Origin of the sequence: Propionivibrio sp., from assembly GCF_016790145.1 — a bacterium.
Lineage (GTDB): Bacteria > Pseudomonadota > Gammaproteobacteria > Burkholderiales > Rhodocyclaceae > Propionivibrio.
In genome coordinates, this window is sequence record NZ_JAEUOI010000127.1 from 19,761 (window position 1) to 34,629 (window position 14,869).

General features: G+C 57.9%; 11 protein-coding genes and 1 tRNA gene. 2 read left to right on the forward strand and 10 right to left on the reverse strand.

Features of this window, described 5'->3' with window-relative positions; all coding sequences use genetic code 11:
- Positions 1-81: 81 nt before the first annotated feature.
- The 9 genes from JNM42_RS10900 to uvrA all read right to left on the reverse strand — a co-directional run bounded on the left by JNM42_RS10900 (position 82) and on the right by uvrA (position 10,731).
- A complete protein-coding gene (locus tag JNM42_RS10900) occupies positions 82-1,518 on the reverse strand; it encodes a mannose-1-phosphate guanylyltransferase/mannose-6-phosphate isomerase (RefSeq protein ID WP_294269394.1) in 1,437 nt (478 codons plus the stop codon).
- Between the two features lie 183 nt (positions 1,519-1,701).
- A complete protein-coding gene (locus tag JNM42_RS10905; RefSeq protein WP_294269397.1) occupies positions 1,702-3,156 on the reverse strand; it encodes a phosphomannomutase in 1,455 nt (484 codons plus the stop codon).
- A gap of 467 nt (positions 3,157-3,623) precedes the next feature.
- On the reverse strand, positions 3,624-4,955 hold the full coding sequence (locus JNM42_RS10910; protein ID WP_294269401.1) for a UDP-glucose/GDP-mannose dehydrogenase family protein: 1,332 nt from the start codon (positions 4,953-4,955) through the stop codon (positions 3,624-3,626).
- 90 nt (positions 4,956-5,045) lie between these two features.
- Positions 5,046-5,594: a dTDP-4-dehydrorhamnose 3,5-epimerase gene (rfbC, locus tag JNM42_RS10915; protein WP_294269404.1), complete on the reverse strand. Its 549-nt coding sequence runs from the start codon at positions 5,592-5,594 to the stop codon at positions 5,046-5,048.
- The gene (gene rfbA / locus JNM42_RS10920) at positions 5,591-6,478 is read right to left on the reverse strand and encodes a glucose-1-phosphate thymidylyltransferase RfbA (RefSeq protein ID WP_294269407.1); all 888 of its coding nucleotides are present in this window, start codon (positions 6,476-6,478) and stop codon (positions 5,591-5,593) included. The genes rfbC and rfbA overlap by 4 nt, the downstream gene beginning before the upstream one ends.
- Positions 6,479-6,554: 76 nt before the next feature.
- A tRNA-Ala gene (locus JNM42_RS10925) sits at positions 6,555-6,630 on the reverse strand.
- 84 nt (positions 6,631-6,714) lie between these two features.
- Positions 6,715-7,314 carry a hypothetical protein gene (locus tag JNM42_RS10930; RefSeq protein WP_294269410.1) on the reverse strand — a complete coding sequence of 200 codons (600 nt, stop codon included), beginning with the start codon at positions 7,312-7,314 and terminating at the stop codon, positions 6,715-6,717.
- Positions 7,315-7,425: 111 nt separating this feature from the next.
- Positions 7,426-7,722, reverse strand: a complete 297-nt coding sequence (locus JNM42_RS10935) for an HU family DNA-binding protein (protein ID WP_294269413.1) — start codon at positions 7,720-7,722, stop codon at positions 7,426-7,428.
- A 162-nt stretch (positions 7,723-7,884) separates the two neighbouring features.
- Entirely contained in the window at positions 7,885-10,731 is a 2,847-nt protein-coding gene (uvrA, locus tag JNM42_RS10940) for an excinuclease ABC subunit UvrA (RefSeq protein ID WP_294269416.1), read from the reverse strand.
- A 286-nt stretch (positions 10,732-11,017) separates the two neighbouring features.
- Between uvrA and JNM42_RS10945 the strand changes: the two genes are divergently transcribed.
- Together JNM42_RS10945 and ssb are read left to right on the forward strand one after the other, a co-directional pair.
- Positions 11,018-12,199: an MFS transporter gene (locus JNM42_RS10945; RefSeq protein WP_294269418.1), complete on the forward strand. Its 1,182-nt coding sequence runs from the start codon at positions 11,018-11,020 to the stop codon at positions 12,197-12,199.
- Positions 12,200-12,241: 42 nt separating this feature from the next.
- Positions 12,242-12,718, forward strand: a complete 477-nt coding sequence (gene ssb, locus JNM42_RS10950; RefSeq protein WP_294269421.1) for a single-stranded DNA-binding protein — start codon at positions 12,242-12,244, stop codon at positions 12,716-12,718.
- Between the two features lie 76 nt (positions 12,719-12,794).
- Here ssb and JNM42_RS10955 read toward each other — a convergent pair whose 3' ends face one another.
- Positions 12,795-14,762 (reverse strand): fructose-1,6-bisphosphatase, encoded by a 1,968-nt coding sequence (locus JNM42_RS10955; RefSeq protein ID WP_294269423.1) that lies wholly within the window; start codon positions 14,760-14,762, stop codon positions 12,795-12,797.
- Positions 14,763-14,869 lie beyond the last annotated feature (107 nt).

Genomic DNA, 14,869 nt, shown 5'->3' on the forward strand with positions numbered 1-14,869 from the left:
GGCGGAAACTTTCCCCTTCCCAGCGTTGATATTTCCAACTCCATTTGACCGAACCTGCCATTTGCTTGGATTGAATGCCTCTCAGCGCCCATATATATCCTCGAAGCGAACAATGTCGTCCTCGCCCAGATACGAGCCCGATTGCACCTCGATCATCTCCAGCGGCAGGCGGCCCGGATTCTCCAGACGGTGTTTAATGCCGAGCGGAATGAAGGTCGATTCGTTCTCGGAAACCAGGTAGGTAGTGTCTTCCCGCGTCACCTTCGCCGTGCCGCGCACGACAATCCAGTGCTCGGCGCGGTGGTGGTGCATCTGCATTGAGAGAATGGCGCCGGGCTTGACGACAATGCGCTTGACCAGGAAGCGTTCGCCGGCATCGACCCCGTCGTAGGAACCCCAGGGGCGGAACACCTTGCGGTGCAGTTGCCCTTCGCTGCGGCCATCACGCTTGAGACGATCGACAATCTGTTTTACCTCCTGCGTCTTGTCCTTGTGTGAAACCAGAATGGCGTCGGGCGTTTCGACGACAACCAGGTCCTGCACGCCAATACAGGCCAGTAGTCGACCGGCCGACAGGGCCAAAGTATTGCGGCAGCCGTGCAGCAGGACATCACCCTGTGCCACGTTGCCCGCACTGTCTTTCGCTAGAACTTTCCACAAGGCATCCCAAGCACCTACGTCGGACCAGCCGGCCGAGAGCGGGATGACCACGCCGGCAGGCAGCGTCAGTTCGCCCGCCGCAATACGCTCCATCACCGCATAGTCGATCGAATCCGCCGGGCAGTGCGCGAAAGCGTCCTTGCCGACGCGCAAAAATTCCCCGTCAGCCGAGCCTTGCGCCCAAGCTGTGTGGCATGCCGAAAAAATATCCTCGCGGCAAACGCCGATCGCAGAGAGCCATACCGAAGCGCGCATCATGAACAGGCCGCTGTTCCACAGGTAGGATCCCGCATCCAGATAGCTTTGTGCGGTGACCAGATCCGGTTTCTCGACAAAGCGCGCAATCTTGCAGGCGCTGCCCTGACCAAGCGCTGGGCCGCTCTGGATATAGCCATAACCCGTCTCGGGTGAATCCGGGGTGATGCCAAAGGTCACCACCGCTCCCGCGTCGGCCAGCATCGCGCCCTGGCGCACCACGTCATGAAAAGCCGGGGTATCCAGAATGACATGGTCGGCCGGCATCACCAGCAGGATCGGATCGGCGCCGTCACGCATCGCAGCCAGTGCGGCCAGCGTCAGCGCCGGCGCCGTATTGCGCCCGATCGGTTCGAGCAGAATCGGGCCTTCCTTGCCCATCAGCCGCATCTGCTCGGCGATCACAAAGCGGTATTCCTCGTTGCATACAATCATCGGAACGGCAACCTGCAGCCCGGCGATTCCCTCAACGCGGCGCACTGTGGCCTGCAGCAGCGAATCCTCGCCGATCAGCGGCAGCAACTGCTTGGGGTATTTTTCCCGCGATAGAGGCCACAGGCGGGTGCCCGACCCACCGGAAAGAACTACGGGTTGAATCAGCATAGAAATCTCCCAGAAGTCATCATTAATGACAATTGTATTTAGTTGTCCAGCTCGGGTTAGCATAGCGTAACCCGACAGCGGAAATCGGGGCAGCACATTGTCGGCTTTGCATTTTCTCAGGTTGGCTCCACCGTCCTTCAGTCGGGTTACGCTACGCTAACCCGATCTGCAGAGCAATGGTTACTACGTAGCCTCAAGTCTTGCTTGCATGCGGCGCAGACCCTCCTGCACCAGAAATTCTGACCTCTCCTGACTGTCCGACTCGGCATAGCAGCGTAACTCCGGCGCATTGCCCGAGGGGCGGAAATGAACGATTTCACCGTTTTCAAGAAAGATTCGCAGTCCATCGGTCTGATCCAGCCTGGTGACTGGCCCGCACAAGCCAGCCAATAGCTCATCAATGGCGGTATTTGATGCGGCAAGAGCCGACAGTATCCTGCGACTCGTTGCAGTCGGAAAATCCTGCTGGCGATCACTCGCCGTAAAGCGTGCCGGCAATCGAAGGGGCAATTCTGAAACCCTGCAGCCATTCTCTCTGGCCAGCGAAAGCAGGCAGAGGATCGGCAACACCGCATCCCGGGTGAGCAAGGGCGATAGCACCCTGCCGTTCTTCTCAAGGGCTGAGCCGACCAGAAACCCCCCATTCGGCTCAAAACCGACGACATTGCGCTGGCCTGATTCGATCAATTGCTCGATGCCTTCAATGACGTAAGGCGAACCGATACGGGTGCGGATCACTTTCGTGAACGAAGAACACAGTTCAAGCGCCGTATTGCAACTGACCGTGGTGACCACCGCATGCGCTCCCAGATACTGGGCGCAGAGGATGCCGTTGACATCGCCTCTGAACCAGTTGCCAAGCTCATCGCCAAGCAGGGGCCGGTCGGCATCGCCATCCGTTGACAGAATGGCATCAAAAGCATATTGCTCAGCCCAGCGACGTGCCTGCTGAACATCGGCATCGCTCACCGCTTCGGTGTCGATGGGGACGAACTCGTCGGTTCGCCCCAAAGCGATGACCTGTGCGCCCAGCAACTCCAGAATCTCACGCAACAGATCACGCGCCACGCTGGAGTGCTGGTAAAAGCCAAGCCGCATGCCAGCCAGGCAATTGGGCGGGAAGAACTGAAGATGTCGCTCGATATAGTTCCGATAGGCGCTGTGATTGACTTCCGGCAGTACAAGCACATGGCCCGCTTCGGGCACGCTGACTACAGCACGGCTGATACTGGCCTCGTCGGCCTTGGTGATCTCGCCCGTTGCTGCGTAGAATTTGATGCCATTGCGGTCAAACGGAATGTGGCTACCGGTGACCATCAGGCCCGGAAATCCTTGCGACTGGGTGTAACAGGCGAGTGCCGGTGTAGGAATTGCGCCGCAAAAGTCCACGTTTAGACCGGCATGCTCGATGGCGGCTGCACACGCTGCCGCAATCGATGGGCTGCTCGGACGCAGATCCATGGCCAGCGCAACCCTCCCGGATGTTGCCGAAACCGCTTTCAGGAAGGCCGCTGTATAGGCGAAACAGACCTCGCTCGTCATGTCGGCCACCAGGCCACGCGCGCCGCTAGTGCCGAAACGCACGCCGCTGGCGTCCATCAGTTCCTGGATGACCAGCTTGTGTTCGGGCAGTTTCATGGAAAGTGTCTCCAGCCTAAAACGAATTTGCGCATGCCTGACTTCAATCAAGAAGGCGGGATTATCCGGGATTTGCCCTTCCAAAGCGAGCAGACGGGATTACCGCATGGAGTATGGTGGGTCGCATGAGCAATGTCGAATGGCTGTCATGAATGAATCTTGTCGACCTGACGGCATTTAGGAACCGTTATGGACGCGTGAAATCACACCGGCAGGCGTTCTATTACGATGACAGCCAGGGGCCAATGAATTCGTCATGCCTAAGGCTCTTGGCTTGAGTATTCCCCACCCGTGAGCCCTACAGCCCAATCCCTCTTTCTGAGTGAGCATACTGGCCTCGGGCAAGAAAAAGGCAGGGGGCAACAGTGTTTGCCCGTACCTCAACAGTTGCCAATTCCACTACGAAAACCCCCTCAATCCCCCTTGTCAGGGGGAAAGCAACGAAGGTTTTCCCGAGCGCTTTTCCACTACCGCCCAATCCCGAAATAGACAATCCCCAGACTTCTCATCTGCGCGGGCTCAAAGAGATTTCGCCCATCGAAGATGAGCGGCGATTTCAGCTTCTGCCTGATCGAATCAAAGTCCGGACTGCGGAATTCCTTCCATTCGGTGACGATCACCAGCGCATCGGCATTATCCAGCGCACCGATCTGGTTCCCGGCGTAGCTCAGGCGCGGCTCATCGGGGAAGCAGTGCCTGGCCTCGTCCATCGCCACCGGGTCATACGCCGTGACCGTTGCTCCGGCGGCCAGCAGGTCCTTGATCACCTCACAACTCGTCGCTTCGCGCATGTCGTCGGTGTTGGCCTTGAAGGCCAGGCCCCACAGGGCAAAGTGGCGGCCTGTAAGGTCGGCGCCAAAGCGCGCCTTGATCTTGGTGCCGAGCACATGCTTCTGCGCGTCGTTGGCCGTTTCGACGGCCTTGAGTACTCTCAGGTCGATGCCGGCATCGTCGACCGCCGTTTTGATCAGTGCCTTCACGTCCTTGGGGAAGCACGAGCCACCATAGCCCGCGCCGGCATAGAGGAAGTCGTAACCGATGCGCGGGTCGCTACCAATGCCCTTGCGCACTTGCTCGATGTCGGCACCCAGCTTCTCGGCCAGGTTGGCCAGTTCGTTCATGAAGCTGATACGCGTCGCCAGCATGGCGTTGGCGGCGTATTTGGTCAGCTCGGCGCTGCGGATGTCCATCAGGATCAGGCGCTCGTGATTGCGCTGGAAGGGGGCGTACAGTGCGCGCATGTTGAGCGCGGCCTGCTCGTCGTCGCAGCCGACGACAATGCGATTCGGCTTCATGAAGTCGTCAATCGCCGCGCCTTCCTTGAGAAACTCGGGGTTCGAGACGACGCTGAACGGTGTATTGGCGTAGTCGTCGCCGCGCCTTGCCAGTTCTTCGGCCACTGCCGCCTTCACCGCATCGGCGGTACCCACCGGAACCGTACTCTTGTCGACGATCACCTTATAGTCGTTCATGTACTTGCCGATGTTGCGTGCCGCCGCCGTCACGTATTGCATGTCGGCCGAGCCGTCTTCGCCGGGTGGCGTGCCGACGGCAATGAACTGGATGGTGCCAAAGTGCGCGGCCTTCTCGACGTCGGTGGTGAAGTGCAGGCGCCCGGCGGCCACGTTGCGGCGCATCATCTCCTGCAGGCCGGGTTCGTAGATCGGAATGCCGCCCGCTTCAAGAATCGCAATCTTGGCCGGGTCGACATCCAGGCACAGCACGTCGTTACCGACTTCGGCGAGGCAGGCGCCGCTGACCAGGCCAACGTAACCTGTACCGATAACCGTAATTTTCATAAGGACACCTTCAAATCAGTAGTTCGGGCCTTAGCCCGACAAATCGCTCCAGGTCGGCATGAAGGCCGGCCAGCCAATAAATCGCGCTGCTCATTCAAAAACCTCCGCCTGCAAAAATGCTACCCCTTTGGCATCCTTGCCCGAGAGCAGCGGGGCGCCATTTATCGCCGGCCACTCGATCGCCAGCGTCGGGTCATTCCAGGCTATGCAGCGCTCGTGTTCGGGCGCCCAGTAATCGCTCGTCTTGTAGAGAAACTCCGCGCTTTCTGAGAGCACCACAAAACCGTGCGCCATGCCGGGCGGTATCCAGAGCTGGTGCTTGTTGTCAGCGGATAGTCTCTTGCCCACCCAGCGGCCGAAGGTCGGCGAACGGCGGCGGAGATCCACAGCCACGTCAAAAACCTCGCCGGCCACCACGCGCACCAGCTTGCCCTGCGGCTGATTTATCTGGTAATGCAGGCCACGCAGCACATTGCGTGCAGACTTCGAATGATTGTCCTGAACGAAATCAACGTCCAGCCCGGAAACATCACGGAAGGTGCGCTGGTTAAAGCTCTCGAAAAAGAAACCGCGATCATCGCCGAACACCCTTGGTTCGATCAGCAGCACATCGGCAATGGCACAACGCGTCACCTTCATCGCGGTACCTTTTCGAGCAACAGGCCGCGCAGATACTTGCCATAACCCGACTTGCCGAGCGGCTGTGCCAAGCGTTCAAGCTGCGCATCGTCAACCCAGCCGTTGCGCCAGACGATTTCCTCGGGGCAGGCGACTTTCAATCCCTGACGGTTTTCGATGGTGTGAATAAACTGGCTGGCTTCGAGCATCGATTCGTGGGTTCCGGTATCGAGCCAGGCATAGCCGCGGCCCATGGTCTCGACGTTAAGCGTTCCTTGCTCCAGATACAGCCGGTTGAGGTCGGTGATTTCCAGTTCGCCGCGTGCAGAGGGCTTGATTGACCTGGCCAGATCCACCACCTGCTTGTCGTAGAAGTAGAGCCCGGTCACTGCATAGCGCGATTTGGGTGCCTGAGGCTTTTCTTCCAGGCTGATGGCACGTCCCTGACGATCAAACTCGACCACGCCGTAGCGTTCGGGGTCAGTCACCGAGTAGGCAAAAACCGAAGCACCCGTCGTGCGCTGGTTGGCGTTATTCAACAGCCCGGCAAAATCGTTGCCGTAGAAGATGTTGTCGCCGAGCACCAGCGCCGAGAGATCGTTACCGAGGAAGGCTTCACCAATCAGAAAAGCCTGCGCCAGGCCATCGGGAGAGGGCTGTACAGCATAGGTGATGCTGATCCCCCACTGGCGACCATCACCAAGCAACTGCTCGAAACGCGGCGTATCCTGAGGTGTCGAGATCACCAGAATGTCGCGGATACCCGCCAGCAGCAGTGTACTGAGCGGGTAGTAGATCATCGGCTTGTCGAAGATTGGCAGCAGTTGCTTGGAAACGACCTGCGTTGCCGGAAAAAGCCGGGTGCCTGAGCCCCCGGCCAGGATGATGCCTTTGCGTTGGGTCATTATGGATTTTCTTTCAAACATTTCTTCATTTGCCGCAAATGACAAAGGCTCACATCGCTGCAAGCCTTGTTGATTCTGGTGGAGACGGGCGGGATCGAACCGCCGACCTATTGATTGCGAACCAATCGCTCTCCCAACTGAGCTACGCCCCCGAAAGAAAAGAAAATTTTACGCGGCGTGTCATGGCGCGTCAATTTTGCTGATGACTTTCACCCTGTAAGGCCAGAATGAATTGCTTACTTCTTTGCTTTTGCCGGTGCGGCCACGACCGAGATCGCGACAGCTTCGGCATAAACACCTTCAACCTGGTCACCCTTCTTTATCAGCTTGAGTTGTTCAGGATCCTTGACCTTCAACTGAAGCGTTTTTTTGGCTCCGCGCAGGGTAACGATCTGCTTTTTGAGGTCAACCTTTTGTACGTCAGCGACAAAGGCAATCTTCTTTGCCTCGTAGGCAGAAGGTTTCTCGCCCGGTTTTGCCGAACCCTGGTCGGTGCTCTCGATGCGCTCACGAACGCCGGCGCCGCCTTTCTTGAGTTCCAGTACCAGTGCCTGGGTGTGGCGCGAAACGACCTTGTCACCAACCTTGATCTGATCAAAATTCCTTACTTCGTCGCCGGCAACTATCTTGAGCATTTCGCCGTTGGCGCGTTGTAGAACGACACTTCGCGTTGCCTTGTCGATCGACTCGACGGTCAAGGTCGCAGTTTCTTCGAAGACGCCAGCAAATTTACCGGGGCCAACGAGGGTGACGCCCTCGGCGGGTATTTGCTGCGCTGAGGCTATCAGTGGGAGAAGAACGAGAGTTACGCTTGCAAGCAGGCTGCGAATCCGCATTGTGTTGCTCCTTGGGGGGATCAGACGATCTGGCCTGAGGCCATTCTTTTGAATGGACAAAGCCCAAAAAAAAAGCTTGCCATGGTGCAAGCTCTTTTCGCCAGATGCGGATTATTTCTTCTTCTTGCCCTTGGCTGTGGCAACACTTGCCTTGAAGGTTGCACCGGCGGAGAACTTAGGCACGGTGGTCGCTGCAATCTTGATCTTTTCACCGGTCTTCGGGTTCTTGCCTTCGCGGGCGGCACGGGCGGCCGCCTTGAAGGAGCCGAAACCGACGAGGCTTACACCATCACCCTTGGCAACAGCATCTACGATTGTTTCAATAACGGCATCCAGCGCCTTGCTGGCAGCAACCTTGGATAAATCGGTACGAGTAGCAATGGCATCGATCAATTCAGACTTGTTCATATTATCTCCTCCTGTTGATTGTTAAAAGCGGGACTTGTATTCCGCCTAGATTCTTGCACTTCCAGCGCCCACTGGGAAGGGGATTGAGTACGGAATTTGTAAAGATTTTATAAATCTTGTTGTTTTTGAGTGTTTGCAAGCGATGCCGACGGCGCAAAGCGCTTATTTGTTACGCGACAGGAGTGGTTTAAGGAACCGGCCGGTGTGGCTGCCTGCCGCTTTGCTTATGGTTTTAGGCGGACCTGCGGCGAGAAGTCGTCCGCCGCCATCACCGCCCTCCGGTCCGAGATCGATGATCCAGTCGGCGGTTCTTATGACATCCAGATTGTGTTCGATGACCACCACCGTGTTGCCGTGATCGGCCAGGCGATGCAGTACCCTGAGCAGCATTTCGATGTCCTGGAAGTGCAGGCCGGTGGTCGGTTCGTCGAGTATATAGAGCGTTCTTCCGGTGTCGCGTTTCGAAAGTTCGAGCGCTAGCTTGACGCGCTGCGCCTCGCCGCCGGACAGTGTGGTTGCCGCCTGGCCGAGCGTGATGTAGCAGAGGCCGACATCGACCAGCGTCTGCAGCTTGCGTGCGACAACCGGAATGGCATCGAAGAACTCGCGCGCCAGCTCGACGGTCATCTGCAGGATGTCATGGATGGTCTTGCCCTTGTAATGCACCTCGAGCGTTTCGCGGTTGTAGCGCTTGCCATGGCAGACATCGCAGGAGACGTAGATGTCAGGTAAAAAGTGCATCTCGACTTTGATCACGCCGTCACCCTGGCAGGCTTCGCAACGACCGCCCTTGACGTTGAACGAGAAGCGACCGGGGCCGTAGCCGCGCGAACGCGATTCCGGCACCCCGGCGAACAGTTCGCGGATCGGCGTCAGCAGCCCGGTGTAGGTGGCCGGGTTGGAGCGCGGCGTGCGGCCGATCGGCGACTGATCGACGTTGATTACCTTGTCGAAGTGGTCGAGGCCAATGATTTCGTCATGCTCGGCGGGCTCGCCTGTCGAGCCGTAGAGATGCCGCGCGGCAGCGGCGTAGAGCGTGTCGTTGATCAGCGTTGATTTGCCGGATCCGGATACGCCGGTAATGCAGGTGAACAAACCGACCGGCAGTTCCAGCGTAACATTCTTCAGATTGTTGCCGCGTGCGCCGCTTAGCGTCAAGCGGCGTGCCGGGTCGGGCTGGCGCGGTTTGCCGGGCGCTTCGATGCGGCGCCGGCCGGAAAGATAATCGCCGGTCATCGACTGGGGATTGCCGGCGATCTGTTCCGGCGTCCCTTCGGCGACGATGAAGCCGCCGTGCACTCCGGCGCCGGGGCCGATGTCAACGACGTAATCGGCGCTGCGGATGGCATCTTCGTCGTGCTCGACGACGATCACCGTGTTGCCGATGTCGCGCAATTGCCTGAGCGTTTCCAGAAGACGCTTGTTATCGCGCTGGTGCAGACCGATGGAGGGCTCGTCGAGTACGTACATGACGCCGGTCAAGCCCGAGCCGATCTGCGAGGCCAGGCGAATACGCTGTGCTTCGCCGCCCGAGAGCGTTTCCGCCGAGCGGTCGAGCGAGAGATAATCAAGCCCGACATTGATCAGGAACTGCAGGCGGCTGGTAATTTCCTTGAGGATTTTTTCGGCGACCTGCGCCTTGTTGCCAAGCAGGTGCAGCGCCAGAAAATGGTCGCGCGCCTGACCCAGCGGCAGGCGGCTGATTTCATGCAGGGTGAGTGCATCGGCAGAGGTTCCGATACGCACGTTGCGTGCTTCTTCACGCAGCCGGGCACCCGTGCAACCCGGGCAGATTTTGTTGCTGATCAGTTTGGCGAGTTCTTCACGAACGGCTACCGAGTCGGTTTCCTTGTAACGGCGTTCAAAGTTGCCGACGATACCCTCGAAGCTGTGCTCGCGAATTGTGCTTTTGCCGCGCTCGTTGAGGTAGTTGAAGGGGACTGTTTCGCGTCCTGAGCCATGGAGCAGGACTTTCCGGGTGCTTTCCGGCAGATCGGCGAACGGGGTTTCGACGTCAAAAGCGTAGTGTGCTGCCAGCGAGGAAAGCATCTGGAAGTAGAACGGATTGCGCCGGTCCCAGCCGCGAATGGCACCGGCGGCTAGCGACAGGTCGGGGCGGACGACGATGCGTTTGGGGTCGAAGAACTGGATCACGCCGAGGCCGTCGCAGCTCGGGCAGGCGCCCATTGGGTTGTTGAACGAAAAGATTCTCGGTTCGAGTTCCTGCAGTGAATACGAGCATGCCGGGCAGGCGAATTTGGCCGAGAAGAGATGCTCCTTCCCGCTATCCATCTCAAAGGCGATGGCGCGGCCATCGGCGTGACGCAACGCCGTTTCAAACGATTCGGCAAGGCGCTGGCGCATGTCGTCGCGTACCTTGAGACGGTCGACGACCACATCTACGGTGTGTTTGTGCGTCTTCGCAAGTTTCGGCAGGGCGTCGATTTCGTAGGGTTTTCCGTCAACACGCAAGCGGGCAAAGCCCTGGGCGCGTAATTCGGCAAAGAGTTCGAGCTGTTCGCCCTTGCGGTTGGCCACCACCGGCGCCAGGATCATCAGCCGGGTTTCGGCGGGCAGGGCGAGTACGTGATCGACCATCTGCGAGACGGTTTGCGAATCCAGTGGCTGCTGGTGCTCCGGGCAATAGGGGGTGCCGGCACGGGCAAAAAGCAGGCGCAGGTAATCGTGGATTTCGGTCACCGTGCCGACCGTCGAACGCGGGTTGTGGCTGGTCGCCTTCTGTTCGATGGAAATGGCCGGTGACAGCCCCTCGATCAGGTCGACGTCCGGCTTGTCGATGCGCTGCAGGAACTGGCGGGCATACGCCGACAATGACTCGACGTAGCGCCGCTGACCTTCGGCATAAAGCGTGTCAAAGGCGAGCGAGGATTTTCCTGAACCGGAGAGGCCGGTAATCACGATCAGGCGGTTGCGTGGCAGATCAAGATTGATGTTTTTCAGGTTGTGCGTGCGTGCGCCGCGAATCCTGATTTCTCGTAGTTCATCCATTTGGAAAGGCAATCACATTTAACTTTATAAATTTACCGCAGAGCTGATGAGTTAACGCAGAGATGAAAAGAATGTTCGGGTTCTTTTGCTTTTCTCCGCGCTGTCTCGGGGTCTGCGTTTCGCTGTTCAAGGTGTCGGGGTTTCAATCGCTTGGACCCTAGCATGCGGGGAAGGTGCAAAAGCAAACCTGTTAATATACGCAGTTCCGAGCGATCAAACCAATCCTTGTTCAGCTATTTCCCTGTTTCCCGGTGTTGACCTGATGTTATCCCCAACCAATGATCCGATGACTTCAGCTGAGCGCCGCGCCGGAATCGGGCTGGCCTCCATTTTTGCCTTGCGCATGCTCGGGCTGTTCCTGATCCTGCCGGTCTTTTCGATCTACGCCAAGGACCTGCCTGGCGGAGGCGACATGGGCCTGGTTGGTTTCGCACTTGGCGCCTACGGACTAACTCAGGCCTGTCTGCAAATCGTTTATGGCACCGCATCGGATCGGTTCGGGCGCAAGCCGGTCATCGTTTTCGGCCTCGTGCTGTTCGTTATCGGCAGCTTTGTTGCGGCGCTGGCCGGCGATATTTACGGCGTCATCGCCGGTCGCGTGCTGCAGGGCGCGGGCGCCATTTCTGCCGCAGTCACCGCGCTGGCGGCGGATCTGACCCGCGAGCAGCATCTGACCAAGGTGATGGCGATGATCGGTTCGAGCATCGGCCTGGTCTTTGCGCTATCGATGGTTGGCGCGCCCTTGCTCTATGCGACGATAGGCATGCCGGGCATCTTCGCGCTGACCGGTATTCTGGCTATTCTGGCGATCCTGGTCGTGCTCAGGGTGGTGCCGGCGGCTCCGGCGATTCCTCGGCAGCCGGGCTGGCCGAGCTTCGTCGAGGTGCTGAGCAACCCACAACTGCTGCGCATGAACTTTGGTGTTTTCGCCCTGCACCTGATGCAGACGGCGATGTGGGTGCTGCTGCCTTCGGCACTGGTCCGTACCGGCGGGCTGCCCGTCGCCGAACACTGGAAAATTTACCTGCCGGCGGTGCTGCTGTCGTTTGTCGTGATGGTTCCGGCGATCATTGCCGCAGAAAAATACGGCAGGATGAAGCTCATATTCAACGCCGCGATCGCACTTCTGCTCGTCGTTCAGTTGGGGTTCGGTTTCTTCGGGCAAAGCGTCTATGCGCTGGCCTTGTGGCTGACGCTTTTCTTCGTCGCCTTCAACATTCTCGAAGCAACGCAGCCCTCGCTGATTTCGCGCATCGCGCCGCCGCACGCCAAAGGCGCCGCGCTCGGCGTTTACAACACCACCCAGTCGCTCGGGCTGTTTCTCGGCGGGGTCCTCGGTGGTGCGCTGGCCATGCATTCGGGTACGCAGGCCGTATGGATCGCCTGCGCTGCGCTGGCTCTCGTCTGGCTTGGCTTCGGGTTGACGATGACCATGCCGGCGGCACGCATTCGCCAGCAGCCGGCATAAATCTTTATAATCAACATTTCGACCACCCTTTATGGAGGCAACATGGCTTCGGTCAATAAAGTAATTCTCGTCGGCAACCTCGGTAAGGACCCCGAAGTACGCTACATGACCAATGGGGATGCCGTCGCAAACGTAACCATCGCCACGTCCGACTCATGGAAAGACAAGGCCACTGGCGAGAAAAAGGAAAGCACCGAGTGGCATCGTGTTGTCTTCTATCGCAAACTGGCCGAGATCGTTTCGCAGTACCTGAAAAAGGGCTCGCAGGTCTATATCGAGGGACGCATCCGCACGCGCAAATGGCAGGACAAGGAGGGCCAGGAGCGCTACACGACTGAAATCGAGGCCGAGGAAATGAAGATGCTCGGCAGTCGTCAGAATGCCGCTTCATCGTCAGGCGGCGAAGCAGAATACGGCGGCAGCATGCCGTCGTCGGGCGCTGCGGGAGCGCCCAGAGGTGCGGCCCCAGGCAAAAAGGCACCAAGTTTTGAAGATATGGATGACGATATTCCGTTCTGAAATTTGTCTGGAATCAAAAAACGGCGCCGGACTCTGTGGTCCGGCGCCGTTTTTGTTAACTTGCAGCCCAGCGCAGCTACACCAGGCTGTGCTCCTTGATCAGACCTTCGCGGTAGGCGTGCAGCAGGGCTTGCAGTTCGTCGATGTGTTCCTGGATCTCGCGCCCGCGGTCAGTGTCACGAACCCGCATCCGGTCGGGGTGTCCGTGGATGATTTCAGTTTCGGTGTCCATATCAAGTTCTTCGGAAACGGCTTTTTGCGTGGATTCGAAGGGTTGGTGCGCGGCGAGCAACAGGCCGCGTGAATTGGAAATCAGGGTGTATCCGGCAATCCCGGTTTCCCTCTGGTAGGCTTTCGAAAAACCGCCGTCGATGACAATCAGCCGGCCATTGGCCTTGATCGGGCGTTCGCCCTTGGTCACCTTGACCGGTACGTGGCCGTTGATGATGTGGCCGCTCTGCGGATTCAGTCCGAACTCCTGCAGTATCTTGCGCGCACTCTCTTCGTTATTGCGCAGCGTGTAATAGGCGTTGCGCTTCTCGGTATGGGTGGCTTTGTCGGCAAGGAAGTAGCGCTCCAGTGTGGCCATCTTCTCCTTGCCGAACAGCGGCGATTGGGGGGCGCACCACAGGAACCACATGGCGTCCATGCCGTACTGCTTGCGCACCAGATGGTCGGTGTCGAAATATCCCTGGCGTGCGAGCCGATCGACCCGGTCGAGAAATTCCTTGCCGGTAAAGGATTTACCATCGACGTTGAAGGACATGAACTCGCCGTCGTCATTCATGGCGATGCACCCGTGATAGAGCAGGTTGCCGTCATGGATGAGGTACAGGCTGCCCGTCGAAAAGAGGAAGCGGACATGCACCTGGAGCTTGTTGCTGTTGATAAAGGACAGCCGTAGTTTTTCTATGACAATCTGCTCTTCGGCGGTCAGTACATCCGGGTTCTTTTCGTCGATGGTCGGGAAGAAGCTGTCAAGCAGTGGGTATTCGCTTCCGTTCAGGTTGATGACGCCGCGCTGATAATCGATCTTTTCGAGCAGCAGGCGATCCTTCATCTGGTAATGCGGACGTCTCTTGATGAGCTGGCTTTCCAGCTTGAACTGCATGACGGCCATGGCCTTCTGCATCTGCGCCATGAGCCGGATTTCCTGGGTGCTGAACGAGCTGTCCGCCGAAACCTTGGGGATGAAGCGATCGCAGGGGTCATCCTTGTAGGTTTCGAGGGCAAAGGAGGCGAGCGGCAACAGGCTGATGCCATAGCCGTTTTCCAGCGATTCCATGTTTCCGTAACGCAGGCATATTCTGATGACATTGGCAATGCAGGCTTCGCTGCCGGCGGCGGCGCCCATCCACAGAATATCGTGATTGCCCCACTGGATGTCGACCTGGTGATGATCCATCAGGGTGTCAAGGATCAGGTGAGCGCCGGGGCCACGATCATAGATGTCGCCAATGACGTGCAGCCTTTCAACCGCCAGCCGCTGAATCAGCTCGGCCAGACTGGTGATGAATGCATGCGTGCTACCGGTCGAGACGATGGTGTCGATCTGGCTCTGGTAGTACGCCGCCTTGTGCTCGACACCTTCCTGGTCGTAGAGCAGTTCCTCAATGGTTTCGGCCACATGCTTCGGTAGAAGATTCCTGACTGTTTCGCGCCGATACTTGGCGCTAAGCCGCCGGCTGAATTTGACCAGACGTACCAGGGTGAGACGACTCCATTCTTCCTTGTCCGGGACAGTCTGGAGCATCAAGGGTGTTTTCAGCTCGGGGTAGTAAATCAGAGTGGCCAAATTCCGCCGCTCGGACTTCGACATCGTATTGCTGAACATTTCGTCGATCTTGCGACAGATTGAGCCTGCACCATTGCGCAGGACGTGCTGGAACGCTTCGTACTCGCCGTGGATGTCGGAAAGAAAGTGTTCAGTACCCTTGGGAAGTTGCAACTGAGCAGTGAAGTTGATGATCGCCGTCGAAGCGGCCTGAATTGAAGGGTATTTTTCTGAGAGGAGTTTCAGGTATTTCAATGAGGGGGTTGGCATGATCTTCTCGTATTTACTAATGCGTAATGAACATTCAGGGTCTGTAATTTTGTGTCTAGGGTGAATTTTCAAGTATCTTCCTTCGTCTGGTCAGCAGTCAAATAATT

Excerpts from the sequence above, each read along its gene's own strand:
- JNM42_RS10935 (WP_294269413.1), bottom strand. The coding sequence starts at position 7,722 with ATGAACAAGTCTGAATTGATCGATGCCATTGCTACTCGTACCGATTTA.
- JNM42_RS10945 (WP_294269418.1), top strand. The coding sequence starts at position 11,018 with ATGACTTCAGCTGAGCGCCGCGCCGGAATCGGGCTGGCCTCCATTTTT.
- uvrA (WP_294269416.1), bottom strand. The coding sequence starts at position 10,731 with ATGGATGAACTACGAGAAATCAGGATTCGCGGCGCACGCACGCACAAC.
- JNM42_RS10930 (WP_294269410.1), bottom strand. The coding sequence starts at position 7,314 with ATGCGGATTCGCAGCCTGCTTGCAAGCGTAACTCTCGTTCTTCTCCCA.
- JNM42_RS10910 (WP_294269401.1), bottom strand. The coding sequence starts at position 4,955 with ATGAAAATTACGGTTATCGGTACAGGTTACGTTGGCCTGGTCAGCGGC.
- rfbA (WP_294269407.1), bottom strand. The coding sequence starts at position 6,478 with ATGACCCAACGCAAAGGCATCATCCTGGCCGGGGGCTCAGGCACCCGG.
- JNM42_RS10955 (WP_294269423.1), bottom strand. The coding sequence starts at position 14,762 with ATGCCAACCCCCTCATTGAAATACCTGAAACTCCTCTCAGAAAAATAC.
- JNM42_RS10905 (WP_294269397.1), bottom strand. The coding sequence starts at position 3,156 with ATGAAACTGCCCGAACACAAGCTGGTCATCCAGGAACTGATGGACGCC.
- ssb (WP_294269421.1), top strand. The coding sequence starts at position 12,242 with ATGGCTTCGGTCAATAAAGTAATTCTCGTCGGCAACCTCGGTAAGGAC.
- JNM42_RS10900 (WP_294269394.1), bottom strand. The coding sequence starts at position 1,518 with ATGCTGATTCAACCCGTAGTTCTTTCCGGTGGGTCGGGCACCCGCCTG.
- rfbC (WP_294269404.1), bottom strand. The coding sequence starts at position 5,594 with ATGAAGGTGACGCGTTGTGCCATTGCCGATGTGCTGCTGATCGAACCA.